Origin of the sequence: Pelagicoccus albus (assembly GCF_014230145.1) — a bacterium.
Taxonomy (GTDB): domain Bacteria; phylum Verrucomicrobiota; class Verrucomicrobiia; order Opitutales; family Opitutaceae; genus Pelagicoccus; species Pelagicoccus albus.
In genome coordinates this window covers 307,214-333,409 of sequence record NZ_JACHVC010000005.1, presented here as the reverse complement: position 1 = coordinate 333,409, position 26,196 = coordinate 307,214, and the positions used below count along the sequence as shown (strand labels likewise).

The window sequence follows — 26,196 nt, the reverse complement described above, 5'->3', positions numbered from 1 at the left end:
TCAGCTTGGGTCGTCGCCGGGCCAGCGTGTCCACCTGCAAACTGCAATTGAAAATGGGCAGTCTGCACGTGATCGCCACCTATCGAGCCGCTAAAAGATCCAAAAAATAATTACAAGAGCGAGCAGAGCTACTCCAACCGCCACCTTGTTTTTCTCGTAAATCTCCTCCGCTTGATTTCCGAAAAAGTAAACGAGAATGGCCAAACCGAAATAGCGGATGCCTCTGGACAAGGCCGAAGCGGCAAGGAAGGTAAGCAAAGAGAACTTCGTTGCACCCGCAGCAAGCATTGCGATTTGAAACGGCACAGGCGTCACTCCTACGCTGAATACAAAACCGAAGCCACCGTTGTTCATTCGATCCCTAAGAGACTCGAACTCTTCCGCCGATGAAAACAAGTTAACCACTTGCGTCCCAATGGATTCGTACAGGTAGTACCCGATCGCGTATCCAAATATCGCCCCTAACAAACAGCCTATTAGAACAGCAAGGGCGATCCAGAGGAGCTTCTCCCTACGAGACTGCATCAGGGGTATGAGAATCGTCTCCAGCGGGATAGGCACGAGAGTTGACTCTAAAAATGAAGCCAAACCAATTCCCCAAAACATATGTTTCGAGTCGACCAACTTGGAGACTTTGGCTGCCAAGCCCCTTTTTTCGCTTTCCTCCTCATCTGCCCCCGATGGGCTTAGACTATTGCATAACTCTGGCATCTCGATCCAGACCTACATTGCAGGATCGATGCCGCCAGCCGCTGCAGCTGGGCTGGGCGAATCTAGAGAAGCACTAAAAAAGGCACCCAAACAATGGGTGCCTCGTTTTGAAATATCAGCTCCGAACCTAGTCGAAGATCTTTTTAGCCTTTTCGAAAAAACCCTTCGGCTCGTCGTCGTCGCCTGCGTCACCGCAAGCCAAAGCAAACTCTTCGAGCTTCTGCTTTTGTTCCGAAGTTAAAGACTTGGGCACTTCGATTTTCACGCGAACCATCTGGTCCCCATAATAGCCGCCTCGCAAGCTCGGCATCCCCTTGCCCTTGAGACGGAAGGTAGTCCCGCTCTGTGTACCGGCTGGAATCTTCAAACTCGCCTTCCCCGTCAGAGTCGGCACTTCGATCATGCCGCCCAAAGTCGCGAGAGTAAACTTGATCGGGATCTCGCAGTAAAGGTTCTCGTCTTGGCGTTCGAAAACCTCGTGGTCTCGAACATGCAAAACGATATAGAGATCTCCCGCAGGTCCGCCATGCATACCAGCTTCACCGTTGCCGGCGGAACGTAGCTTCGAACCAGTGTCGACGCCAGGAGGTACCTTAACCTTAATCTTTGTGGTTTCGTTTACGCGACCCTCTCCACCACAACTGGAGCACGGCTTTTCCACCTTTTGTCCGCTGCCATTACAGGTCGGACAGGTTTGGCGGACGGAGAAAAACCCTTTCGAAGCGGTTACTTGACCGTGACCACCACAGGTGGGACAGGTCTTTACGCCGCTGCCGGGCTCTGCTCCGGAGCCAGAACACTTTCCGCAAGTAGTGGGCTTTCGAAAGGAAATCTCCTTTTCGACGCCTTTGGCCGCTTCTTCGAGGTCGATCTCGAGATCGTAGCGAAGGTCGGAGCCGCGAGAAGCTCCACCGCGTCCGCGACTTGCGCCGCCTCCACCGCCAAAAAATTCTTCGAAGATGCTGCCACCTCCGCCGCCGCCACCGAAAACTTCGCTGAAGATATCAAACGGATCGTGGAAAGGACCACCGGCACCGCCGCCGCCTCCACCGCCGCCCATGCCACCGTTGCTGAAGGCGGCATGACCGTAGCGATCGTAAGCGGCACGCTTCTGCTCGTCCTTCAGAACTTCATAAGCCTCGGATACCTTTTTAAAGTTCTCCTCAGCTTCGTGGTTACCCGGGTTTTTGTCCGGGTGGTACTTTACCGCCATCTTGCGGTAAGCCTTCTTCAGTTCGTCTTGGGTAGCTTGTTTGCTAACTCCGAGTAGTTCGTAGTAATCTTCTTTCACGTATTCGATTCCTCCCTAGGGCTCTTTTACGTCTAAGCCTCTTCGGATCCTGCAGGTCCTCCGCTTACCACTACGGAAGCTGGACGCAAGAGACGTCCGTTGAGTTTGAAGCCTTTACGCATCAGCGAAAGGACCTTTCCTTCCTCAATCTCGTCACTGGGTTGCGTCTGAAACGCTTCCGCAAGATTGGGGTCAAACTCGTCCCCTGCCGCGGGAGCGACTTCGGAGATGCCATTGTCTTCAAGCAGAGACTTGAACTGAGTCATTACCATTTGGATCCCTTGCACCACAACCTTGGGGTCCGAAGTCTGTTCTGCAGACATGAGTCCCAGTCCGAGGTTATCGTAAACAGGCAAGAAATCCTCGAGCAGACCCGCGATTGCGTACTGCTTGAGTTCGTCCTTTTCACGCATGACTCGGCGGCGATAGGTGTCGAGATCCGCAACGGCTCTCAGGTAATTATTGTAGTTTTCGGAAGCTTCAGCTTTGGCAGCTTCGAGTTTCTCCTCCAACGTCAGCTCCTTGGGTTCAGCCGTTTCTTCGACCGCTTCCTCTTCAGAAGCCTCCGCTGCGTCGGCGCTCGCTTCTGCCGTTTGCGCTTCTTCGTTTTCTTCTACTTCTGGTGTTTCCTTAGCGTTTTCCATAGCCAAACAGTGATTCTCTAGATCAGTTCCCCTCGGAATCAAAGAGATTTTCGACGAGGTCGAGCCCCTTTTTAGCCCAAACCACGCATTCCGAGGTTTCCGATCAGCTAAAAATAGGGGTTGGCGCCTATCGCACCGGCAAAGATCCCACTCGACGCGCTAGGTCAACGAGCGGCGAGAAGAGTTCCTGCGGATCTTCCAAATCGGTCAATTCCTGATCCAAGCGGACCGCGATGGAACTGCTCTTCGGCAACGGTAGACTGTTATCGACAAATACCAGCTCCTCGACGATCAAGCGAACTTCCTCAGCGAAAAACGGCATTGGTTCGGAGCTCCCCTTTTTCGCGAAGAGCGAATTGGCAAAGCCGTCCAAGTTAAAACGTCCTCGCTCATCTACTACAAGAGTCGCTCGGCGAACTCGCAGCTCCATGTCTTCGATCCAAATTTCGCCTCGCCCCAGGGCGGACAGGCTGGCGTGGGCAGTGAGGCTTTCAATCTCCATGAAAGGCTTGCCCCCGCCGAACTCGGCTGGATTTCCTATGATGACCTCGCGACCTTCCAATGCGAGGCCGACCGGATTCAAAGTCAGACGCTCCGCCTGAACTGGAAAACCGGTTCGCGCTTCAATTTCCTGACGCACCGCGTCAGGCATGAGAAGCATCCACCCTAGCATTCCGGCCGCGCTGCAAAATGCGAGCAGTCCAATAGCGGGCTTCACTATCCCGCCCCTTCGGGAGAAACGAGATTTGGAAAGGCGACCTGTGGCGAACATCCGAGTTCGGAGCTTATACGAAACGCTCAGTCACCAGAAATGCTGCTCCCGGTTCACCCGTGATCTCCCAAGCAGTGTCCGCAGCGAGCAACACGTTGTCTCCGCGAGAAACGGTGACTCCGTTAGCCAGAACCTTACCCTCTACCGGGCTAAGCAGGCGACCTTCGCCCGCAGGGATGCTGACAACCGCATTTTCCGCGGTCAGTTCATATTTGACTAGACGAAACTCTTTGCAGTCCGCCAATACCACTTCTGCCCCTTCGGAGCTCATGGCACTCGGTTCGAAGTCGTTCCATTCAATACTGGCAAGAGATTCCTCGATATGCAATTGGCGAGGAGATCCGTCCAAACCAACGCGGCCCCAGTCGTAAACCCGGTAGGTCGTGTCCGAGTTTTGCTGGATTTCCAAAATCAAGTTTCCGGCATCGATGGCGTGCAAACGGCCACTTTCCACCAGAATGGAATCTCCCGGTTTAACCGGAAAACGGTGGATGCACTCTTCGAGCGAGCTGTCCTTCAAACGGCGTTCGAACTCCTCGCGAGTCGCTCCATTTTTAAGTCCGACAATGAGAGAGGCGTCGTCTTTGCAGTCTGCGATATACCAGTTCTCTGTCTTGGGCTCGCCATTAAGCTGAGGCGCGACCTCCGCGGGCGGGTGAACCTGTAGGCTAAGGCGATCCGCGCAGTCTAGCCATTTTACCAAAATCGGGAAAGGTCGCTCAGGATCGTAACCTTCTCCCATTACTGCTGTCGCATTGCCCGAAATGAGCTCCCTTATCGTCAATCCGTCGAAATCGCCTCCTACTACGACCGATTGGGCCTCTGGGCGGTCGACCACTTCCCAGGCCTCGCCAATTACCTTGCCCTCTGGCAAGTCCCTTCCCAGCGCTTCGCTTAGGTTCCGGGCGCCCCAGACGCGCTCTTGATAGATCGGTTTGAAAAAAATCGGTGCTGTCATAGTAGGTTCTCTCCGCACAAGACCAAAGCCCTCCCCCTGAGTTGAAACAAGCCGTAAATTTCGATCCGCCGGACAAACGCAAGTCATCGGACGCTGGATCTCAATTCCTGAAACGCGTTTCTAATGCACGTCTAAAATTCCGAGGCTTCCAGCCGGCCCAAGCCCCAAATAGCGGCAAGGCAGGGCTCCAGCCACTCGGGACAGCCAGCGAGTTTAATAATTGCAAACCGTCCCCAAAGCCATCTTCTCACCTATCACAAAAAGGCTAGCGGAGGCCGCTCGCCCTATTTTAGATTCCCTTACCACATGGCGAAAAAGCGTAATTCGACCAAAACACCTGAATCCGACATCAAGGCCGCCAGCATGCGCAGCCGCTTTCTTTGGGCCGCCTTGTGCTTCCTAATCGCTGTCTTGCTGGGCCTGGCCCTCAGTGACTACACGCCTTACCAAGTCTCCATAGGCAGTTCGGTCGGTTCGACCAATCCGAAGGAAAACAACATGATCGGCATTCTCGGGGCCGAGTCCGCGGAATTGTTGATAGCCGCCTTCGGATACATGTCATGGTTCGTGCCACTATTCGTCGGCTGGCTGGGCGGAGCGTTTTTGGCTCGAGATCGACGCAACAAGCTAATCCTGAGCCTGGTAATTGTTGTCGCCTTAATCGCTGGCTCAGGTCTGGCGACTTCCACAGGCTGGGCGGAAGGCTCCCAACGCTATGTAACCGGAACTGGTGGAGCAGTGGGCAACCTGCTATATAACAAGTTGCTATTCGTATACCTCGGCACCGTAGGCTCAGCCGTTATTCTGGGTGCAATTTACCTGACCTGCCTCGCCTTGATCGTTTTCCCAAGCCTCCCAGAATCGACAGAGCACTTTAAGGAATCCTTTACCCGCTGGAGAGAGCGACGCGCCGCAGCTGCTGAGGAAAAACGCGAAGCGAAGCGATTGGCGAAAATTGCCGCCAAGGAGGAGAAAGAAGCTCAGAAAGCGGAACGCGAAGAGGCGAAGCGTCTGCTGAAAGAAGAGCGCGAAGCTACCAAAGCTCTGATGCGAGAAGGTCGCGGAAAAAAATCGCCCGAGCCCGAGGAAAAATCGGAACCTGTCATCAAAGTTAACTTACCGGCTAGGAAACCAGCTCGAGCGGTCGAGGAGCCAGAGGAAGAGCCCAAGAAAAAGACTTTGGGCGAAGTCCTGAAAATCGTAGCTCCCGAGAAAACCAAAAAAGCGCGGGCCAAACTCCCCGTTTCCGTGGGCGACTACACATTCCCGACATTAGACCTGCTGGCCGAGCTGGAAGCCCCCGAAGGAGCAAACTCCGAAGAGGAGCACACAGAAAACGCGGAAAGGCTCCGTCAGACATTGAAGGAGTTTGGCGTCGAAGTCACTATGGGCGAAATCCACATCGGCCCAGTCATCACGCGTTACGAAGTTTACCCGGCACCTGGTGTACGAGTGGAGAAAATTTCGAATCTGGACAAGAACATCGCCCTCGGCATGCGGGCCGTTTCAGTTCGTATCCTAGCTCCGGTTCCGGGAAAAGGCTGCGTTGGCATCGAGGTGCCAAACCAAGTCTCCATGCCAGTCGGCATTCGCGAGATCCTCGAATCGGAGGATTGGGTAAAATCGAAAGCTGAAATTCCGATCGCTCTGGGACGCGATGTGTCAGGCAAGCCAATCATTTCGGACCTAACCAAGATGCCTCACCTCCTGATCGCGGGAGCCACCGGCGCAGGTAAGACGGTTTGTATCAATTCGATTATTACTTCCCTGCTCTTCCACTCCGGACCTGATAATCTGAGATTCATCATGGTCGACCCGAAGATAGTGGAAATGAAGGTTTTCAACTCCCTCCCGCACATGCTTATCCCAGTGGTCACCGACCCGAAGAAAGTGCCGGGAGCCCTCAAGTGGCTGCTGAACGAGATGGAATCTCGCTACGAAATGTTCGCCAAGGTAGGCGTGCGAAACATAGCGGGCTTCAACGGCCGCAAAAAGCCTGAGAAAGAGAAGACCGAGGAGGAAAAGTTCGAGGAGCAGATTCAGGAAGAGCTGGAAATCAAAGTACCTCGAGACGAGGGAGTATTGGAAGAGACTCCGGAAAAGCTTCCATATATCGTTTGTATCGTGGACGAGTTGGCCGACTTGATGATGGTCGCTCCGGCAGACATCGAAACCGGTATCGCCCGTCTCGCCCAGCTAGCTCGTGCCGCAGGCATCCACTTGGTATTGGCGACACAACGTCCGTCGGTCAACGTCATCACTGGCGTGATCAAGGCCAACTTGCCGTGCCGCATCTCCTTCCAAGTCTCTTCAAAAATCGACTCGCGCACCATTCTGGACGGCGGCGGAGCTGAGCAGCTCATCGGCCGAGGCGACATGCTATTCTCCCCACCTGGCTCCTCTCGACTCATCCGATCGCAAGGCGCTTTTGTTTCCGACGAAGAGATCGCGGATATCGTCGAATACCTCAAAGCCAATGGTCCTCCAAAGTTCGCCGAAGATGTGCAGAAGCAGATCGAAGCGGGCGAGGAACTGGACCTCACAGGCGGTGGAGACGACGGCGACGGTGGCGACGAGCTATTCTCCAAAGCGATCGATGTACTCCGTTCCACAAAGCGAGCATCGACGTCGATGCTGCAGCGTAGATTGCGAATCGGCTACAATCGAGCCGCGAACCTAATGGATCAACTCGAAGACCGCGGTATCGTCGGCCCCGAAAATGGTTCTAGCCCGCGCGAGATCTTGGTAGATCTGGATTCAATGTAAGGATTAGCCGAAGGGCCAAATTGAGTCCGAGCCTTCTCCAGCCCGAAGCTTGATTCGCCAGCAAATCGCTTTCGAGTGATGTAGGTCCTAAGCTAAACTGGTCCGAGAAAGGACGAATTCTGGGCTCTCCTCACTTTGGAGGCTTGTTTTACAAAAAATTCCGTTTAAACACGACAATCGATGCAGAGTATTGGCGAAAAACTGGAAGAAGCACGCAAACGCAAGGGAGTCACTATCCGCGAAGCGGCCGAAGCGACAAAAATCCGCGGCGACTACCTGAACAGTTTCGAGAACAACAACTTCACCATCAACGTGCCGGAAATCTACGTGCGCGGATTCCTTCGCTCGTACTGCAATTTCCTGAAGGTAAATAGCGAAAAGGTCATAACCGACTACAACGCTGCCCTACTGGGTGAAGCCAAAGCAGCCAAGCGTGAGCATCGGGAATTTTTCGGACGTATGGAGCTGCAGCAGACTCCTCTCGTCAACGAGGAGTCCAACTCCAAGCCACAAACGATCGACGACGAGAAGCTTCGAAGAGAAGAAGAAGTGGTCGAAAAGGTCGGTTTGCTGGAAAAAGTCCGGGAGAAGATCGATTCTATCGATAAGGAAACCGCCATCAAAGTAGGCATCGTAGCAGGGATCGCCCTGCTTATCTTACTGGTTATCATTTGGATTTTCCGGGCTCTAACGAGCGGTGGCATTGACGACGCAAATCAAGGCCAAGCAAACCCAACTGGCCTGGTCCCCGCTCAATCTCAGCAAGCGAGCCCTCAGCCAGCCGCCTCAACCGCTGAACAGGAAACGATCATCCTAATCGCCGTAGGCGACGTCCGCGTCTCTGTAACGGAACGCAATTCAGGACGAGTGCTACTGGACGCCCATCCCATGGTGGCAGGTCAGAGAGAAGCCATTTCCAAAGTAGGTCCGGTAAAGATTGATTACACCGCAGGTGAAAACCTACAGGTCGAAATCAAAGGGACTGCCTACGGAACCGGAAAGACCGGGGTCGGCTATTCGACTATTCCTTGATCTCGAAACTGATCGGCAATTGCAGCATCTGCACCGCGGGATAACCATCCACGATCGCCGGCAGGAACTGCCAATTTGTGACAGCTTCCTTTGCTACGGTTGCCTCGGGGGAATCGTCGTCCTTAGCGAGTCGGACTTGATCCACGCGTCCTAATTCATCGACACGAACCTCCAGTACGACCTTGCGCTTTTTGGACGAAACTGCAGCAGGCACGGGGGCATAGACTACCATCGCGTCCCTGTCCTCTATTCTTGGATACGGAATAGTTTCTAGAGCTTCGGAAAAAGGAGCAAACTCGTTGAAGAAATAGGAGCGTCTTACGGTTGCCACGATAGGCTTTCCTCGAAACAAGCCAGGGCGGTAAATGGTGCCCAAGACGGATTTCATAACCTCTGGAGCATAGGCCGGATGATCCACTTTAAGATCCAAAAGCTCAAAAACCCTCCCCTTTTCATCCAAAGAGAATACAGCCGTCGCGTATCCACCATTCCCAGTACCTAGTAAAGACTTGGGATAATCCAGCAGCTCTTCGTCCACGACCTCGACCGGCTCACCTACCCCGCGGTTTCGCTCAACTGGAGCAGCTCGAGATTCGGCTCTCTCAGACGAGGGAGCATCACGTTGTCCGATTTCGGTCAACATGACCGGGTCCTCAGGCTCTCGCCGAAAAACCTCTTCCCCTCGCGAAAAAATCTTATAGCCGAAAGTGCCTCCTCCGAAGCCCGGATTAACCGGCAAGGTCATTGCGATCTGTTGCGTTCCCCGCGAATCAATGTCGCGGATCTCATGCACGACGTAAGTCGGATCGCCATCCGCCGGAGCAATCACGAAAACGATAAAGCAATCTTCAAAATCCCGTTCCGCCTGCACGAGAGCTCGGAATTGGAAAAAGAAAAGACCGCTGGCTGAACCGTAGTCCTGACCGAGAACGGCATCCCTCTTGAGCACATCAAGAGCGCCATCAGTGAAGCGCTCAGCATCCTCGAACTTGAGTTCTCCTGCCTCTACCCTTTGAGGTCCTGCAGACGTCTGGATCATGGGAACGTTTCCATCCATGGACACTACAGTATGGGTTTCACCATTCGCAGTGATTACCAACCTGGACTGCCCCCACGCCCCAGAGCGAGTCGCAAGCAAAACGAGCAATGCAATTCCAAGCCCAAGCCAATTTATACGACCACCGTTCGACACCTTCATGAGAAATCCAATCGCTAGAACCCTATCACTCGCAGTCCATGCGAGCAAGCAATCGAAAGATAAAGTACGCAGCATTCCACATGCCCTAACAAAGCTACGAATCCTCGGCCTTTTTGTGTTTGAACAGTTCCTCGCCGCTGCCTAAACAGCGCTCAACATGAGCAAACTCACCGTCGCAATCGGCTCCGACCACGCGGGCTACGTCTACAAGCAGGCCATCATTGCCCACCTCGAGGGCCAAGGTTACTCGGTCAAGGACTACGGAACTGATTCCGCCGAATCCTGCGACTATCCAGACTTTATCCGTCCAGTGGCGGAAGCCGTAGCGGCAGGCAAATACGACCGCGGTATCGTATTGGGTGGTTCGGGCAACGGCGAAGCGATCGTAGCCAATCGCGTGAAAGGTATCCGCTGCGGCCTTTGCTGGAACAAGCAAGTCGCCATCTGGAATCGCTCCCACAACGACGGCAACGTGCTCTCCATCGGCGAGCGCACCGTAAGCGAAACAGAAGCTCTCGAAATCGTCGACACTTGGCTGACCACCGATTTCGAGGGAGGACGCCACCAGCCTCGCATCGACAAGATCGACAATCCATCCCTCTAGCGCTTCGAACGCTAATCGGAATTTCGCTTAGGCGTTCAAAAGCCCTAGTTTCCCCTTGCTTCCTCGCGGGTGGGAAGCGTCGCTTAGTGGAACAAAAAGCCTGTAGATCAGGACTCCTCAGCTAGTACCATGATCCATAAACGCCAAAGGTTCGACGCAGTTACGGGATCCTCGCTGAGGAGAAAAACAAGAGTTGCCGCGTTGTCGGCAATTCTGGTCTGCGTTCAAGTCCTGTTGGCCTCGTGTTACGTGCCTCCTGGTCAAACCAACCTCCCTTTTCGAGACGAAGCCGTGCCGATCAGAGAAACCATAAAAGTCCAAACGCCCAACCCGACTTGGTCCATAAAAACCGAGTCGGTTTACAGGGTCGGAGAAAACGAATACATCTGCCTGCACCGACTTAGCCGCCCGAAGGATGCTATGGCCGCCCAAGTCATATCGGAGGCGGCCGCCCCTGTGAGCTTTGTTCACCTTGGAAAGGGAGAAGCCCAAACTCGCCACTATGTGGTCGGCAAGACTTGGAACTGGGACAACAACCCCGAAATCAATTTCATCGAATCCGCCGAGGAGTTAAAAGATGCCCTTGCCGAGGCCCAAAGCGTAGCTTTCACTACCGCAACTGAAGTCGAAGCAAACTCCGCAGAATAGCAAATGACTCAATCTTCATCCGAAACCCTTTCCAAGGAAGCCCACTACCCAGAGACGCCTGAGATATTGCTGCAGCGTGATATACGTCTCGGATCCGACCAAATTCCCACGGACGAAGACTTGCTGCTTACCTACCGCTGGATGGCCTACTCCCGTTTCGCGGATATGCGGATACTGGAACTCTTTCGACAGGGCCGCATGAAAGGCACCGTCACTTGCTCAGACGGAAACGAAGGACTTGTTGCTCCCATGGCTCTGATGATGGACAAGTCCATCGACTGCGTTTCCTGGACGCATCGTGGATTGCCCGGTCATTTGATTTGGTCCGGACATCTCGGAGAGCACATTAGCCAATATCTAGGTAATTCCGGCTCTCCCACCAAAGGTCGCGAGGGGAACGCCCACCACGGCGACCCAGCAAATCGGAGCTACCCGATGATCAGCCACCTCGGTAAAATGTCTTCCAACGTGATGGGCGGTACCGATTCGCAGCGACGAAAAGGTCTCAAATCCGTGGGTGTCACCTTCTTTGGCGACGGTGGTTCTTCCACAGGCGAAATCCACGAGGCCATGAACATGGCCAGCGTGCTCAACATGCCTATCATCTTCGTGGTCGAAAACAACAAGTACGCCTACTCCACTCCCGTGAGTGAACAATACTCGGGAAAATTGGTGGATCGGGCTATCGGCTACGGCATGAAGGGAATCGCCCTCGATGTGGCCAACATCGAAGACAACATGAAAGTATTCTGGCAGGCCATCGAAGAAACCCGCCAGAGCTCACGCCCCATGCTAATTGAAATGCATAGCCTCCGCCTGAGAGGACATGCTGGCTACGACACTTGCGACTACATCGATCCTGCCCAAACCGAAGAGTGGATTAAACAGGACGCCCTGCCCCACCTCAGAAATCGATTGGTCGAGAAAGGCTACCAAGCGAGACTTGATGAAGAGGACGCGACTCTGAAGGAATTCGTCAATGCGACCGTCGCGAAAGCATTCGAAAACCCTCCTTGCAATCCAGAAGGCTTGATCAAAGACGTCTACTCTCCCACCGAAACAAAAGTGGAGTGGAAAACGGAGGACCGCGAAAAGGCTCCTACCTTGACCTATGCCCAAGCGATTAACGCCGCCTTGGACAAGATCATGGCTGAGTCACCCGAGTCTCTGGTAATGGGCCAAGACATTGCCGACTATGGTGGCCCATTCAAGGTAACCGAAGGTCTATTGGAAAAGTATGGCCGTAACCGGATCGTCAATACACCGATCTGCGAATCTGCAACAGTGGGATACGCGACCGGGTTGGCCGTAAACGGGCACCGTCCCATCGTCGAATTCCAATTCGCGGATTTCGCGACCGATGCTACGACGCAAATCACGCTCAACGCAGCGACTTACCACTTCCGCTCCGGAGCGAAAGTTCCTCTCGTATTGCGCTTTCCTTGCGGAGGCGGCCTGACTTTTGGGTCCTTCCATTCCCAGGACCTCGAAGTACTTTATACACACATTCCGGGGCTGAAGCTCATCTATCCAAGCACTCCACAAGATGCCTACAACGCCCTGCTCGCAGCTTACGAAGACGACAATCCAGTCTGCTTGTTTGAGCACAAGAATCTCTACCGTCTGCTCAAGAGCCCCGTATCCTTTGACCCGAACTACAAATCAGTCTGGCAACCGGCTTTAAGACGATCTGGGGACTATGCTACGGTAGTGACCTATGGTGAGATGACCTTACACGCCAGTGAGGCGTGCAAGTACTTGGAAAGCGAATACGACCTGAGTTTCGACCTTTTCGACCTACGTTGCTTGGCTCCGCTGAAGCTGGACGCCATACAAGCCTCCGTGGCTAAAACCGGCCGCCTCGTGGTCATAACCGAAAGTCGCGGCAATGTCGGTTTCTCGGCTGAGCTCGTGAGCAGCATCACGGAAAAGAATTTCTTCAATATGGAAGCGCCGCCACTTCGTATCACTTCGAAAAACATGCCCGTGCCGTTCGCAACCGAACTGGAGGCGGACTACCGCCCCGGCAAAGATACCATCCTAAACCAGATGATCGATTGGATCGAAGCCGAGTAGTCTCTCGTTTTTGCTAAACCCGAATCATAAGATGTCCGCACAAGCCCACACACTTGATTGGTCCGCCGTAAAAGTTTTCGCCATGGACGTTGATGGTATCCTCACGGACGGTACCATCTACACGCATTCGGATGGCACTGAAGCCAAGCGCTTTTCCGTACTCGACGGCCTCGGGCTCGCCCGTCTAAGAGACTCGGGCATCGTACTGGCTTGGATATCGGGACGTCATTCCGATTCCACCACCGTTCGAGCCAAGGAGCTAAAAATCCCGCACTTGGTTCAGGGAAAAATCGATAAGATTAGCGGTCTGAAAGAGCTGCTGGCTGAGTTGAAAGTCGACCCAGCGCATGCAGTCTACATGGGTGACGACGTCATCGATGTAGACGCGATAAAATACGCTGGCATCGGTGTTAGCGTTCCCGACGCTCAAGAAGAGGCCCTCGAAGCTGCCGACTACATCACCACTCGAAGAGGCGGAGACGGAGCAGTGAGGGAAGTTTGCAATCATATCTACAAAGCCATTACCTCCTGAAACATGCTAAGCGTATCCAAATTCCGAATAGCCGCGGCGGGCTCAATAATCTCGGCTATTGCAGTCTACGGTCAGCTTCGGCCGGATACGGCTATCGAAGGATTCCGCCTGCCCTTATTCGACGACTCCGGATATCGAATTTGGCAATTGAGGGGCGATCTCGCCACCTACCGTAGCGAAACGCAAATCCAGATCGATGGCATGAAAGTCAGCCAGTTTATCGGCGACGACGAAAACCGAGAGATCGCGGAGCTAACCAGTCCAGAGGCTGTATTCCACTTCGACACCACCACAGCCTACGGCCCCGGCGAACTTCATGTGAAAACCGGAGCCTTCGAAGTGACTGGTTATGATTGGCTTTGGCTGGGCGAACAGAAGCAGATAAACTTCAATCGCGACGTGAAGGTCACACTGTATGAGCAAATCGGAGACATTTTGAAATGAAAACAAACAAGCCCCTATCCTTCATCGCTGCCGCTCTACTGCTGACGGCCTGGTCTTTCGGACAAAAAGCGGAAAAGCCTCAAGTAGCGACCCAGATCGAATCCGTTAAGCTCCAAGTCCAAAACGACGGTGACAAGGCATACTTTCACTTTAGCGAAGGCGTAAAGTTGACCGCTACCAATATGCTTGTGGAGTGTGATAGCTTGGAAGTTTTCGCCACCCGCGAAGCCGAAGAGCAAAGCCAGATCGGCAAGTTCAGCGCCATCAAAGAAATCATAGCTTCTGGTAATGTCCGCATTATCCAAGAAGAGCGAACCGCGACCTGTCAAAAGGCTGTCGTTCAACCAAACGAAGAACGCATCGTACTAACCGGAAACCCCGTAGTCGTGCAGCCAAGCGGACGTCTAGTCACCTACAATCCAGACGACAAGATCTTGCTCGACCGTGGAAACGGACGCATCTCCATTATCACAGATGGGCCTCGCAAATTGAAGCTGACTGGTTCCGCCATCAGCGACCTCGGCTTCGAAAACCAGGGTCCGATCCCAACTTCCGGCGAGGACACTGTCGAACAGGAAGACGGCGAGGCCACAGAAGCAACGGCAGAGGAGACGTCTGAAAATTCAGAAGAGAATGACTCTGTAGAAGAGCAAACGAGCCCAGATGCGGATTCTGCAGCAGACGCAGAAACCGCGGAGCCAGAAACGCCCAAAACAAAAAAGAAGTGATGAGTGATTCCGTAGCTCCAGTAGAACCCGAAGAAAAGACCGAGGAGAAACCAAGCCGCGCCCCAAAGAGCATTAAGGCGATCGGACTGGTCAAATCTTACGGAACCAAGACCGTAGTCAAAGGCATCGACCTCGAGGTCCAAACCGGTGAAGTAGTCGGACTGCTCGGGCCCAATGGAGCTGGTAAGACCACGACTTTCTACATGATCGCTGGCTTGGTTGAGGCGACCAAGGGGCAAGTATTGTTAGACGGTCGCGACATAGCGTATTTAAAGATCCACCGCCGTGCCCGTCTGGGAATAGGCTACCTCTCTCAGGAGCCCAGCGTATTCAAAAAGTTAACCGTCTGGCAAAACGTTCAAGCGGTCGCCGAAACCATCCCCTTCAACCGCAAAGAGCGCAAAGAGGTCATCGAACGCCAGCTCAACGACCTCGGTTTGCTTTCACTCGCCAAGCAAAAAGCCTACACCTTGTCCGGTGGAGAAAGACGCCGGTTGGAAATTGCCCGCTGTCTTGTCACCCAACCAGACTTTTTGCTGATGGACGAACCTTTCGCCGGCGTGGATCCGATCAACGTGTCCGAAGTGCAACGCATCGTGCTCGGCCTGAAAGACCGCGGCATCGGAATTCTCATTACGGACCACAACGTTCGCGACACCTTGTCGATTACCGACCGAGCCTACATCGTGAACAAAGGCGAAATCCTTGCATCAGGCGATAGACACTTCCTCGTAAACGACCCCAAAAGCCGAAAAATCTATCTCGGCGAAAATTTCAATATGTGATTGTCTCGACAGAACATTACAGGTCGCGATCGAAATCGCGCCTGCTGTGCGCTCTCCGTAGACCTCACCTCCAGCCCACACAATCATGCCGCTCCCCAAACCCGTAAAGCGAATCGATGGCATATCGGTGCGCGACTTCGTAGATAAACATCGAGAACTACTGAAGCTGGAGGTCGTAGCGGGACAAAGAGGGCTAAGACGCATAATCAAGGAGGGAAGCGTCAATCGCCCTTCCCTCGCCCTAACGGGCTTCTACAAGTATTTCGCCAACAAGCGACTTCAGGTACTCGGAGCAGCGGAGATGACCTATCTTCGAAGCCTCAGCCAAGAAGTTCAGAAAGAGCGCATAAACGCTATGGTGAGCAAAGGCATCCCCTGCCTAATCATTTCTAGGAATTACAACCCTCTTCCGATCATGGTGGAGATCGCCGAGAAACGCAGTCTCCCGATTCTGCGTACCTCCATGATCACCATGAACTTCATCAACTCCGCCACTTTGGCAATAGATGGAGAATTCGCTCCCACCACGACCGAGCACGGCACCATGATGGACATAAAGGGTATCGGCACCCTGATCCGAGGCTCGAGCGGAGTGGGCAAGAGCGAGTGCGCCCTCGCCTTGATTGAGCGCGGCCACTCCATCGTAGCGGACGATATGACTCGCATTAAGCTCATCGATGAACGAGAGCTGACCGCGTCAGCCATGGAGCTAAACCGCGGCCACATGGAGTGTCGCGGCATCGGGATCATAAATGTGGGCGAAATGTTCGGGGTAAGAAGCGTGCGTCTCGAAAAACGTATCGACCTCGTGGTGACACTGATCGAAGCCGGCGTTTCAACCGAGGAAGATCGAACCGGACTCGAACAGCACTTTTTCCCGATCCTTGGCATGGAAGTGCCCCACATCGAATTATACGTGCGCCCAGGACGCGATATGGCTCGACTTGTGGAAGTTTCCGCCATGGTCCAAGCCTTGAAGATGCTCGGACACGATCCCGCTAAGGAATTCAATGATCGCCTCATCGAATTTATGTCCAAGAACGCCTGATTGTTGGACTTATCAGCTGAGCTAAAAAAAAATTACGCCAAGGTTACGAAATTGGCCCGGATTCGGCCCAATTTCGGCTATAAACCGAGCTCCTTTCTGACTTTCAGGCTCTAAAACTCGGGCTTCTTCTCGATTTCCCGAAAGCAGGAAAAAGCAACTAAAAGTTATCCTCAATCCAGTGTTAACAACTTGTCGAAAACTAGAGCTTGAGAAAGCGGATCCAGTTTACGTTACTGTGACGCTCACGAAAATGAGCCCTACCCGCTAGGGAATCCAATCTGTTCCAAACACCAAAAATTCAGCCACCTCTAAGATCATTCAGCCCAAGTCTCTGATAACCAAATATTTAGCAAACACCCTTGAGCCTTCCCAATCCGCGAAGGCTCAAAATTTTAAAAACCTGTTAAATACCCGGCAGAATTTACGTTAGAACCAGATCCGATCCCCACCTCCACCGCAATCCTGTGAATAACCGCCTTCTTTAACGTAAACCCATGCGACAGCTCACCGAGCAGACTCAACTCTGGGAAAAGGTTAGATCCGAACTTTCCCAAGTCCTACCTTCCGATATCTACCAAAGCTGGTTCACAGATTTAGTGTGCCTAGAAGCCAACGGCGAAAATATCGTGCTTGGCGTACAAAACGCCTTCACAGCGTACTGGATCAACGACAACTACCTCGATCTGCTTGCCAAGTCGTTTCAAGCAGAGCTCGGGCACCCCGTCACCGTAAAGATTTCCAACGACTTTCCGACCGAGTCAGAAGAAGCTCCGAAGGAAGAGCCTTCGGTAGCTCCGGTCCGCGAGCGTCTCGTCACAGAAACGCCACGCCCCAAGGCTTCCTCAGCCAAAAAATCAGGCGAAGCGAACCTCAATCCTCGCAACACCTTCGAGAATTTCGTCATCGGTTCGAACTCTCAGTTGGCTCACGCCGCTTCTATCGCAGTAGCCCACTCGCCCGCCGGAGCCTACAATCCTCTCTTTCTATACGGAGAAACCGGTCTCGGCAAAACGCACCTCATGCATGCGGTGGGACACCATATCCTGCAAAACCGCCCAGATGCCCGTGTCGTTTATCTTTCCTCCGAGAAGTTCACCAACGAGTTCATCTCCGCGATCCAGGAAAACACCCTCACCAAATTCCGCCAGCGCTACCGCAATGTTGACGTATTGCTCATTGACGACGTCCAATTCCTAAGCGGCAAAGAGCGTATCCAAGAAGAGTTTTTCCACACTTTCAACGATCTGTTCGAATCCCAGAAGCAGATTTTCCTCTCCAGCGATCGCCCTGCCAACGAAATCGCTAAATTGGAAAGCCGTCTTGTTTCCCGATTCCAATGGGGACTCGTCACCGACATCCAAGCTCCCGATTTCGAAACCCGTGCGGCGATCCTTCGCAAGAAGGCCCTTCAGCACAACTACGACATCAGCGACGAAGTGCTCCACTTCATTGCCAAGCACATCGTAAAGAACATCCGCCGACTCGAGGGCGCATTGATAAAGGTTTGCAGCTACTCGTCTTTGACCGGCAAGCCACTCAATATCGCAACCTGCGAACAACTCCTTTCGGACGTATTGATGGAAGCCGCTAAACAGCAGCTTAATATCGACACCATCCAGAAAAAGGTCGCCGAGTACTTTGAGCTTCGCCATTCCGACATGCTTTCCCGTCGCCGCCCTGCTCATATCGCAGTACCCCGCCAGATCGCCATGTACCTAAGCCGCGAGCTGACAAAACACTCTTTGCAAGAAGTGGGAGAAGCCTTTGGCGGACGCGACCATGGTACTGTGATCCATGCCTGCAAGCAGGTGGACAACTTGGTGGAGCAAGACGACTCCGTACGCCACAGCGTCGAATACCTGAAGAGCATTCTCTCAAAGTAAGATACCTTTCTTTCCAAAAACTACCTGATTATTACGAAGCCGCTGCCTAACCGCAGTGGCTTCGTCAGTTTCGAGAAGAGGCCATTTCTTACTTCCACTCGACCCAGATCCCTATTTCCCTGCTCGAAACCGATTTTTTAAACCATGTCACTAAGCAACGAGCAAAAATCCCAAGTCGCGCAAAATTTGGCCGATGGAGCCAGCATCGCAGACATCCAGCGCCTAATCGTCGACGAATTTAAGATCCCAATGACTTACATGGAAGTTCGCTTCCTCATGGACGATCTCAATCTCGATCTTGCTCCTCCGCCAGAACCTGAGCCCGAAGAAGAGGCCACAGCAGAGCAAGATGCGCTACCAGCTGAGGCGGAACTGGTAGGAGGCGGAGCGGTTTCAGTGGATATCGATAAGATTAAGCGCCCCGGCGCGGCATTGAGCGGAAGCGTGGTCTTTTCCGATGGGGTGAAAGCTCAATGGAGTGTAGACCCCTATGGCCGACTCGGACTCGACACCGAGCAGGAGGGTTATCAGCCAAGCCCCGAAGATATCGAAGCCTTCCAAATCGAGCTGCAAAATAAGATGCAAGGCCCGGGCGGATACTAGATCCAATTCCTTGATACACTTCGAACTACAGCTGACTCGCTGTAGTTCTTTTGCTTAGACATATTTAATTGGTCGCCACACCGATTGGACTCATTAAGTTACCATCCGAGAGAGCAAACCCTAAGTTTGTCTCCGGAAAACGGAAACGATGGAATCCGAGAAATCCTCCAAACCAAGAAGATTTAGACTCCCTCTTCTGAAATTCCTGAAAGGATATCGGAAACAGGACCTGCTCGCGGATGGAAAAGCGGGAGCCAACGTCGCCTTGCTGGATTTCCCCCAAGGTATGGCCTATGCCATGATAGCGGGCTTGCCCGTTAATTTTGGCATCTATTCGAGCGCTATCGGCTCTCTCACTGGCCCTTTGCTCGGCAGCTCGCGTTTTCTGATGCTCGGCCCCACCAATGCAAGCGCTGTGCTTTTGCTTAGCGGTTTCTTGGCATTGGATTGGCCGGCGGAAAGTCGCATCGCGGCCATGCCTCTTCTCCTGCTCATGATTGGAGCCTTCATGGTCGCGGGTGCGCTGGTCCGGGCGGATATCGTTATTCGCTATGTATCTCGCAGCGTAGTAACTGGCTACGTTAGTGCCGCTGCCTTGCTGATCATCGTCAATCAACTGAAGCCGGCCCTCGGTATCGAGGCCCCTCGAGCGGCGACCTTTCTGGAGTCACTGATTGTCACCGCTCAGCACATAGGCAGCTTCTCACCTGCCGCACTGGCCTTGTCAGCAAGCACCATCCTTGTAGCGGTCGCTCTGAAACGTTGGCTCAAGGCGATTCCCTATGTCGCCGTTTCCCTAGCCTTCGCCGCAGCAATCGCTTGGTTCGCACCCCGGTATGGAGTCTCCTTCGCCTCGCTGGATGCAGTGCCTGTAGGAAGCTGGCCATTGAGCATGCCGACTTTCGACCTGCAGCAAATGCACGACCTGCTCGGAGTCGCTTTTGCAATCGCCTTTCTTTCGCTCCTGGAGAGCGCGTCCATCGCCAAAGCGCTTGCTTCACAAGCGGGTGATACAGTGGATATACGCCAGCAAATGATCAGTATGGGAGTGGCGGATACAGTGAATGCCTTTGGCTCAGGTATGCCCGTTTCGGGATCACTTACCCGGTCGACTCTCAACTTTGCCAGTGGAGCTCGCAGCCCCGTTTCAAGCATGGTAAGCGGAGCGATCCTAGTTATCGGCGCCTTGCTGCTCGGTCCAATTATCGGATTCGTTCCGAAATCAGCTTTGGCGGCCCTAGTCATACTCGTAGGAATCTCCCTGATCAGACCCTCGACCATAAAGGCCTTGGTCAAGGCCACCAAGTCCGATGCCGCAACATTCTGCATCACGTTCGGAGCAGGCCTCGTTTTTCCATTGGACACCGCAATCTACGCTGGAGTGGCCACTTCTGTTCTTCTCTTTCTGAAAAAAGCCTCCATCCCAGACATGGTTGAGTACGGCTTCAACGAACAAGGAGAATTGACCGAAAAAGAGGTCAGCCCGGACCAGCGAAATGCGGCCATCTCGATCATGCACGTGGAGGGAGATCTTTTCTTCGGTTCAACAGATGTGTTTGAAGAGCAATTACGACACCTCGTCGATGCACCCGAAATCAAGGCTATCATCCTGCGGCTTAAAAATGCTCGCCATCTGGACGCCACAGGTGCCCTCGCTATTGGAGACTTCGCCAAACAAGCGAAAAAGCGCGGAGTGTCCGTGGTAGTCAGCGGAGCGATGCCCGAGATTATGCGAGTCCTTACCAATACCGGAGTGATCTCGATCTTGGGCCAGGAAAACGTGTTCGAACACACGCCAGATAACCTGACTCTCAGTACCCGGAGCGCTCTGATTCGGGCTCAATCCGTCCTCGGCGTCAAAACCGCCGATATCATGCTCTTCGGTAAAAAGCGGCGTGAGGATGGAGAAGAGAGCTAGTACCTCCTACCCGTTTGCTCAACAGGCTCCTTCGCAGCATTTAGTGGTCGGAACACACGCAATGCTGGTATCGAGATCCTCGAGACGCTTGGAATCCTCCACAAACTCGCCTCGGGCAAACTCGCTCTCAAGCTCCCGCAAATTGGTGGATAGTAGCGATGACGCAACCTCAGGAATTTCGTAAATTGTCCAATTGTTGAAGCGCCGCGACTCGAGCAGGCCATGCTTTTTGAGGTAGGCTAGCTGCTTGGAAATTTTTGGCTGCGGCAGCTGAAGCGCCTCTTGCACGTGGCAAACACACAGCGGGCCGCGACGTAGCAGGTTGAGTATGCGGAGCCGGGACTCGTCTGCGAGGCACTTGAAGATCGAGACACACTTCATTCAGCAAACATTCACCAAGAGGAATATTCGGTCAATCTTCAACTACTCGCACATGGCCAGCAATCCGGCTTCGTCGATGACGGCGATCCCCAAGGACTCCGCCTTGCTCAATTTCGAGCCAGCTGATTCTCCCGCCACCAGAAAATCCGTTTTCTTGCTGACGCTGCCTGCCACTTTACCGCCCTTGCTCTCCACCAAAGCTTTGGCTTCGTTTCGCTTCAAGGTGGGCAAAGTACCCGTTATGACGAAAGTTTTGCCCGCCAGAGTAGCCGCATCGCCACTAACGACTTCCGGAGCCTGAGCGTCCATTCCGGACTGGAGGAGAGCCTCTAAAATCGATGCGTTCTGAGCATCTGTGAAATAGGCAATGATTCCGCTAGCCGTTTTTTCTCCAATCCCATCCACTTCGGTCAATTGCTCCAGCGTCGCGGACGCCAGTTCCTTCACGCCTCCATAGGCTTTGGCTAAGTCCTTGGCGGCGGCAGCTCCCACTTGAGGAATACCTAGCCCGTGAATCAAACGCCATAGCTCCACCTTCTTGCTGCTTTCGATAGCGGCGATAAGATTTCGAGCCGACTTGTCAGCGAATTTATCGAGTGAGAGCACATCGTCGTAACTCAGCGAGTAGATATCCGCGATGTTGGATAGATATCCTTTGCTCACAAGCTGGTCGACCACTGCTTCTCCCAAGCCTTCGATGTCCAAGCACTGGCGGGAGGCAAAGTGCTCCAAACGGCCTCTCACTTGATCGGGACATTCGATATTGAGGCAACGTACCGCCACCTCTCCTTCGATCTTGCTTACCGGAGTTCCGCAACCGGGACACTCAGAGGGAAAAACGAAGGCTTGGCTATCCCCGGGCCGCTTTTCAAGGACGACCCTCACCACTGCGGGAATGATCTCGCCTGCCTTTTCGATGACTACCGTATCCCCTACTCTGACATCTTTGCGCGACATTTCCTCCTGGTTATGCAAAGTCGCTCGCGAAACAGTGGTCCCCGCCAGCTGCACCGGAGCGAGCTCCGCCACAGGAGTCAGGGCACCCGTTCTACCAACTTGGATTGTGATTCGCTCTAATTGCGTTTCCGCCTGCTCCGCGGCGAATTTAACCGCTATCGCCCAACGGGGGGCCTTGGAAGTCGCTCCTAGCCTATCCTGCTCCGCGAAACTGTCGACTTTGACCACCGCACCATCGGTCGGAAAGTCGAAGCCAAGACGTATTTCGTCCAGTTCCTCAACTGCAGCCCAAGCGGACTCAGCCCCCTCCACTTGCCAGAAGCGATCCACGATCGGCAGGCCCCATTTGATAAGCTGTTCTCGGTAAGCTGATTGGGAATTTACCACCGCGGGACGGCATTCGCCCAACCCGTAGAGCACGATGTCGAGCTTCCGACGAGCGACTTCCGCCCGGTCCAAGAGCTTGACGGTCCCTGCAGCCAGATTTCGAGGATTCTTAAACGGCTCTAAGCCTACCTCAGCCCTGAGAGAGTTGAGGCGCTCGAACTCCTCCACTTGCATAAATATCTCACCGCGAATCTCCACAATCTCCGGGATGTTCTCGCCTTCGAGTTTCTCGGGTAGCCTCTCGATGTAGCGGGCATTCGCCGTCACATCATCTCCCTCGATCCCATTACCACGCGTCACCGCCCTCGCCAGCTTTCCGTTTTCGTAGGTCAGGCTCACTGCGACACCGTCGATTTTCGGTTCTACCGTGAAGGCTGGCCTTTCGCTTTCCAATCCCTTCTCCACGCGACTCACAAACGAGAAGAATTCATCTTTCGAGTAGGTATTGTCCAAACTCTGCATGGGAAGGAGATGACGGTAGGAGGCAAATCCCTCTGTACGGTCATCCCCAACCGCTTGGCTCGGAGAATTGGCCAGCGGCAGCTCTGGATTCGCGTCTTCCAGATCGCTGAGCTCTCTTTTGAGGGCGTCGTACTCGAAATCACTGATTTCTGGCTCAGCCTTGCGGTAATAAAGTTCGTCGTAACGACGAATGGTAGCTCGCAATTGTTCGATCTTCTTGAGGTCGGAAGCTTGGCTCATCGCTCGGAATTAGATTGGGCAAAACTCGCGTTGGCAAGTCGAGCGATTGCGAGCGGAATCTTTTCGCCGGATTCCCTACAGATCTCCCGTCAAATTCCGTTTGATCAATGTTTAGACAGAAGCCCCGAGAACTCATTTTCCCATCCTTCCTAAAATGAAAGTACTTGTAGTCGACGACAGCGCTACCATTCGAAAGAGAATCCGTAGGGAACTAGAATCCCAGCATTACGAGGTCTTTGAGGCCAGCGACGGGGCGTCTGCCATAGCCCAGCTCGACACTGTCCGACCTAATATAGTGACCTTGGATGTCGACATGCCAGGCATAGACGGCTACCAGACTTGCCACCAAATTCGGACCGGAAAAGGCACATCGCTCACCCAAGTGCCGATTATCTTCATCACAGCGAACGATACCGTTAAATCGCGCCAGCGGGGATATCAGGCAGGTGGAAACGACTACGTCGCAAAACCTTTCCTCCCCGGGGAACTGAGCCTCTCCATCGAGCGGGCGATGAAAGCCCAAAACAAGCTGAAAGGCCGAACTGTGTTGGTAGTCGAAGACAGCAGTGCCATCCGAATGCTCATTATCACTGGTTTGAGAGCAATTGGCCTACGGGTACTTGGTGCTCCCGATGGCGAAAAAGCCTTGGAAGTCTTCCAAGAGAACTCGCAAAGCATAGACCTAGTCATCACCGACTACATCATGCCCAAACTCAACGGCGACGAGCTTTGCCGAAAAATCCGCAACGAGCTGGGCTTCCGAGAACTCCCCATCATCTTCCTTTCCAGCATTACCGAAAAAGACATAGTCTTGAAGATGTTCCGCTCAGGGGCATCCGACTTTATTACCAAACCATTTTGCCTGGACGAGGTACAAGCACGGGCATCCGTTCACCTAGAATCCAAGATCCAAGCTGACCAGCTTCGGAGCAACGTGAGTGAATTCAAGGAGGCGTACTCGATGAAGGAGAAATTTCTGTCCATCTGTTCGCATGACCTCCGAGCACCCCTCTCTGGCATCGACGGACTCACTCAGTTGCTACTTCTCGACGAAACTCTATCGGAAGAAAACCGCGAATACCTTGGCCTGATAAAGTCGTCTTCAGACTTCCTGTTTTCCATTATCGAGGACCTGTTGGATCTGAGTAAAATACAGGCGGAAAGCACAAATCTGGAAATGGCTCCCGTGAATATGAAGCGGAAAATCGATTCCTGCGTAGCCAATTTGATTCACCTCGCCTCGCCAAAAAACATCGAGCTCGTCACCCAAATCAACCCAGAGGATGAAAAAGATGGCATCATACTCGGCGACAAGAATGCGGTGAAACGAATCTTCAACAACCTAATTTCCAACGCCATCAAGTTCAGCCATCCAAACGACAAGGTCACAATCACCATGACCAAGGACACGGCCCACCGAGCCCTTACCGTATCCGTTACCGATAATGGTATCGGCATCCCCGCTGAGAAAATCCCTCTCCTATTCAAACCCGGCAAGGACACCTCTCAGCTCGGAACCTCTGGGGAACAGAGTTTCGGACTTGGCATGGTAATCGTAAAACAGCTGGTCGATCAGCAAGATGGGATTATCAAGGTGAAAAGCGAACAAAACAAGGGTACCACCATCTCAGTGACCTTCCCTCTCGCCGCTGCTACGTCTACCCCAGAGCCTCAGCTCCAAGAGCCAGCGGTACCAAGCAAGCTGGCGGTATAATCCGATCGCGAGCAAGGCTCCGCTCCAATCCGCCATCCAATCGTAAGGATCGAAGCTACGCTCCGGATTGAAATACTGTAGGAACTCGTCGCATAGCGAGTAGCTGAACACGCCTAAAAAGGCGAAAATCCATCTTCGGTGATCTTTCAAAGCGAACCGGAGGGGGCGAAAAAAGAGCGTACCCAGAAGGCCGAAGACAAAAAAGTGGGCAATTTTGTCGAAGCCCTCAATATCTGGCCCCGCTGGCGGTCCTGAAAAATGGGAACTGATCAGGAGAGTGAGCATGACTGAAAGCGGGGGCCAACTCAACCTGAGTCGGCTGTATTGCAGGTCTGGCCCTAAAAGTGCTTTCATCGACGGAGACAAAAAAGCGGCCCTTCCCTGTCAGCCAACACAAATCTCCCCTTGAGATTAGATTCGCTCCCGGGGAACTAATGGTAACGCTTCCTGTACCTTCTAAGCTTCGAGCATCCACTGCCCGAGGACTTATCAGATCCAAGCACTTTCATGAACCGATACCGAGCCTTTCTCTACGCGCTACTTGCCTTCGCTGCCGCCCTCGCCCCCTTCGCTTTCGAAGGAGGTGATTTGCCTGAAAACGCTTGGCTTGACTTTTTGGCCAGCTTCCACCCAGTGGTCCTACACCTGCCAATCGGAATATTTGCGGCTTCGGCTATCCTGGAAATATTAGGCTTAGCCGGCAAGAAGACAGATCTTGGTACCCGAAACCTACTGTGGCTCGCAATCTCTCTCAGCGCTTCCCTCTCGTTCGCGACTGGCTATGTTCTCGGCGAGGAAGGCGGATATCCTGAAGCCCTGCTCCACGACCATCTTTGGGCAGCGAGCTTTTTCACCGCGATTTCCTGGCTGAGCCTCGCTCTAAATACTCTGATCGTTGATCGAGTCCTACGCTCTGTATCCATGCTAGCCATGGCAGGTACACTTTTGGCCGCCAGCCATCCGGGAGGCCTGATGGTCCATGGAGATCCTCTCCAAAACGCTCCTTGGGTAGCAAAAACAACTCCCGAGCAAAGCTCTGAGCTGGGCGATATCATCAACCCATATCAGGATCTTGTTCACCCAATTCTCGAGGCAAAGTGCATCGACTGCCACGGAGCAGAGAAGAAAAAAGGGAAACTCCGCCTAGACACTTTCGACTACATTATGTTGGGCGGAGACTTCGGACCCTGCGTTACGCCGGGAGACGTAAGCGACAGCCTTCTCGTGGAACTCATGGAATTGCCCGAGGATGACGAGGATCGGATGCCTCCCGAAGACGAACCTCAACTGAGTCGCTACGAGATCGATTTAATCAAATGGTGGATCGAATCCGGGGCATCACCCGATCAGGAATTTGCCCGTAAGGACGCTCCAGAACGCGTCAAGGTCTACCTCGCCACCCGCGATATCTGAT

Annotated in this window: 25 protein-coding genes; 16 read left to right on the top strand and 9 right to left on the bottom strand. The window is 53.3% G+C overall.

The features are described 5' to 3' along the window. Positions 1–90: 90 nt before the first annotated feature. The 5 genes from H5P27_RS03325 to H5P27_RS03305 form a co-directional block, all read right to left on the bottom strand. A complete protein-coding gene (locus H5P27_RS03325) occupies positions 91–711 on the bottom strand; it encodes a YqaA family protein (protein WP_185658947.1) in 621 nt (206 codons plus the stop codon). A gap of 127 nt (positions 712–838) precedes the next feature. Then, positions 839–2,002 carry a molecular chaperone DnaJ gene (dnaJ, locus tag H5P27_RS03320; protein ID WP_185658946.1) on the bottom strand — a complete coding sequence of 388 codons (1,164 nt, stop codon included), beginning with the start codon at positions 2,000–2,002 and terminating at the stop codon, positions 839–841. Positions 2,003–2,034: 32 nt separating this feature from the next. Further along, complete coding sequence (locus H5P27_RS03315; protein WP_185658945.1) at positions 2,035–2,646, bottom strand: nucleotide exchange factor GrpE; 612 nt, start codon at positions 2,644–2,646, stop codon at positions 2,035–2,037. 127 nt (positions 2,647–2,773) lie between these two features. Next, on the bottom strand, positions 2,774–3,364 hold the full coding sequence (locus H5P27_RS03310) for an AsmA family protein (RefSeq protein WP_185658944.1): 591 nt from the start codon (positions 3,362–3,364) through the stop codon (positions 2,774–2,776). A 67-nt stretch (positions 3,365–3,431) separates the two neighbouring features. Further along, entirely contained in the window at positions 3,432–4,376 is a 945-nt protein-coding gene (locus tag H5P27_RS03305) for a type I phosphomannose isomerase catalytic subunit (protein WP_185658943.1), read from the bottom strand. Positions 4,377–4,682: 306 nt separating this feature from the next. On the opposite strand from H5P27_RS03305, the gene H5P27_RS03300 reads away from it, so the two are divergent. After that, a complete protein-coding gene (locus H5P27_RS03300; protein WP_185658942.1) occupies positions 4,683–7,142 on the top strand; it encodes a DNA translocase FtsK in 2,460 nt (819 codons plus the stop codon). A 180-nt stretch (positions 7,143–7,322) separates the two neighbouring features. Next, positions 7,323–8,174: a helix-turn-helix domain-containing protein gene (locus H5P27_RS03295; protein ID WP_185658941.1), complete on the top strand. Its 852-nt coding sequence runs from the start codon at positions 7,323–7,325 to the stop codon at positions 8,172–8,174. On the opposite strand, the gene H5P27_RS03290 is transcribed toward H5P27_RS03295, so the two are convergent. After that, on the bottom strand, positions 8,164–9,372 hold the full coding sequence (locus H5P27_RS03290) for an energy transducer TonB family protein (protein WP_185658940.1): 1,209 nt from the start codon (positions 9,370–9,372) through the stop codon (positions 8,164–8,166). The two genes, H5P27_RS03295 and H5P27_RS03290, sit on opposite strands and share 11 nt — an antisense overlap. Here H5P27_RS03290 and H5P27_RS03285 point away from each other — a divergent pair. From H5P27_RS03285 to H5P27_RS03230, 12 genes are all read left to right on the top strand, one after another. Then, entirely contained in the window at positions 9,371–9,517 is a 147-nt protein-coding gene (locus H5P27_RS03285; protein WP_185658939.1) for a hypothetical protein, read from the top strand. The genes H5P27_RS03290 and H5P27_RS03285 overlap by 2 nt on opposite strands. 12 nt (positions 9,518–9,529) lie before the next feature. Then, positions 9,530–9,976 carry a ribose 5-phosphate isomerase B gene (rpiB, locus tag H5P27_RS03280; RefSeq protein ID WP_185658938.1) on the top strand — a complete coding sequence of 149 codons (447 nt, stop codon included), beginning with the start codon at positions 9,530–9,532 and terminating at the stop codon, positions 9,974–9,976. Between the two features lie 291 nt (positions 9,977–10,267). Next, positions 10,268–10,624, top strand: coding sequence for a hypothetical protein (locus H5P27_RS03275; RefSeq protein ID WP_185658937.1), 357 nt, complete (start codon positions 10,268–10,270; stop codon positions 10,622–10,624). Positions 10,625–10,627: 3 nt separating this feature from the next. After that, on the top strand, positions 10,628–12,700 hold the full coding sequence (locus H5P27_RS03270; protein WP_185658936.1) for an alpha-ketoacid dehydrogenase subunit alpha/beta: 2,073 nt from the start codon (positions 10,628–10,630) through the stop codon (positions 12,698–12,700). 31 nt (positions 12,701–12,731) lie between these two features. Then, positions 12,732–13,232: a KdsC family phosphatase gene (locus tag H5P27_RS03265; protein WP_185658935.1), complete on the top strand. Its 501-nt coding sequence runs from the start codon at positions 12,732–12,734 to the stop codon at positions 13,230–13,232. A gap of 3 nt (positions 13,233–13,235) precedes the next feature. Beyond that, a complete protein-coding gene (locus tag H5P27_RS03260; RefSeq protein ID WP_185658934.1) occupies positions 13,236–13,676 on the top strand; it encodes an LptA/OstA family protein in 441 nt (146 codons plus the stop codon). Beyond that, the gene (locus tag H5P27_RS03255; RefSeq protein WP_185658933.1) at positions 13,673–14,404 is read left to right on the top strand and encodes an LptA/OstA family protein; all 732 of its coding nucleotides are present in this window, start codon (positions 13,673–13,675) and stop codon (positions 14,402–14,404) included. Before H5P27_RS03260 ends, H5P27_RS03255 begins: the two co-directional genes overlap by 4 nt. After that, complete coding sequence (gene lptB, locus H5P27_RS03250) at positions 14,404–15,189, top strand: LPS export ABC transporter ATP-binding protein (protein ID WP_185658932.1); 786 nt, start codon at positions 14,404–14,406, stop codon at positions 15,187–15,189. Before H5P27_RS03255 ends, lptB begins: the two co-directional genes overlap by 1 nt. A gap of 85 nt (positions 15,190–15,274) precedes the next feature. Continuing rightward, positions 15,275–16,237, top strand: coding sequence for an HPr(Ser) kinase/phosphatase (hprK, locus tag H5P27_RS03245; RefSeq protein ID WP_185658931.1), 963 nt, complete (start codon positions 15,275–15,277; stop codon positions 16,235–16,237). A gap of 494 nt (positions 16,238–16,731) precedes the next feature. After that, positions 16,732–18,120: a chromosomal replication initiator protein DnaA gene (gene dnaA, locus H5P27_RS03240; protein WP_185658930.1), complete on the top strand. Its 1,389-nt coding sequence runs from the start codon at positions 16,732–16,734 to the stop codon at positions 18,118–18,120. A 144-nt stretch (positions 18,121–18,264) separates the two neighbouring features. Next, the gene (locus H5P27_RS03235) at positions 18,265–18,723 is read left to right on the top strand and encodes a hypothetical protein (protein ID WP_185658929.1); all 459 of its coding nucleotides are present in this window, start codon (positions 18,265–18,267) and stop codon (positions 18,721–18,723) included. A 148-nt stretch (positions 18,724–18,871) separates the two neighbouring features. Beyond that, positions 18,872–20,641, top strand: a complete 1,770-nt coding sequence (locus H5P27_RS03230; RefSeq protein WP_185658928.1) for a SulP family inorganic anion transporter — start codon at positions 18,872–18,874, stop codon at positions 20,639–20,641. An 18-nt stretch (positions 20,642–20,659) separates the two neighbouring features. Here the strand turns inward: H5P27_RS03230 and H5P27_RS03225 are convergent, their stop codons facing one another. Both H5P27_RS03225 and ligA read right to left on the bottom strand, forming a co-directional pair. Then, entirely contained in the window at positions 20,660–21,022 is a 363-nt protein-coding gene (locus tag H5P27_RS03225; protein WP_185658927.1) for an ArsR/SmtB family transcription factor, read from the bottom strand. A gap of 42 nt (positions 21,023–21,064) precedes the next feature. Next, complete coding sequence (ligA, locus tag H5P27_RS03220; RefSeq protein ID WP_185658926.1) at positions 21,065–23,068, bottom strand: NAD-dependent DNA ligase LigA; 2,004 nt, start codon at positions 23,066–23,068, stop codon at positions 21,065–21,067. A gap of 154 nt (positions 23,069–23,222) precedes the next feature. Between ligA and H5P27_RS03215 the strand changes: the two genes are divergently transcribed. Beyond that, positions 23,223–24,782, top strand: a complete 1,560-nt coding sequence (locus tag H5P27_RS03215) for an ATP-binding response regulator (protein ID WP_185658925.1) — start codon at positions 23,223–23,225, stop codon at positions 24,780–24,782. On the opposite strand, the gene H5P27_RS20180 is transcribed toward H5P27_RS03215, so the two are convergent. After that, positions 24,696–25,067, bottom strand: a complete 372-nt coding sequence (locus H5P27_RS20180; protein WP_425511337.1) for a VanZ family protein — start codon at positions 25,065–25,067, stop codon at positions 24,696–24,698. The genes H5P27_RS03215 and H5P27_RS20180 overlap by 87 nt on opposite strands. A gap of 222 nt (positions 25,068–25,289) precedes the next feature. On the opposite strand from H5P27_RS20180, the gene H5P27_RS03205 reads away from it, so the two are divergent. Beyond that, positions 25,290–26,195 carry a c-type cytochrome domain-containing protein gene (locus H5P27_RS03205; protein WP_185658923.1) on the top strand — a complete coding sequence of 302 codons (906 nt, stop codon included), beginning with the start codon at positions 25,290–25,292 and terminating at the stop codon, positions 26,193–26,195. Position 26,196: the final 1 nt, after the last annotated feature.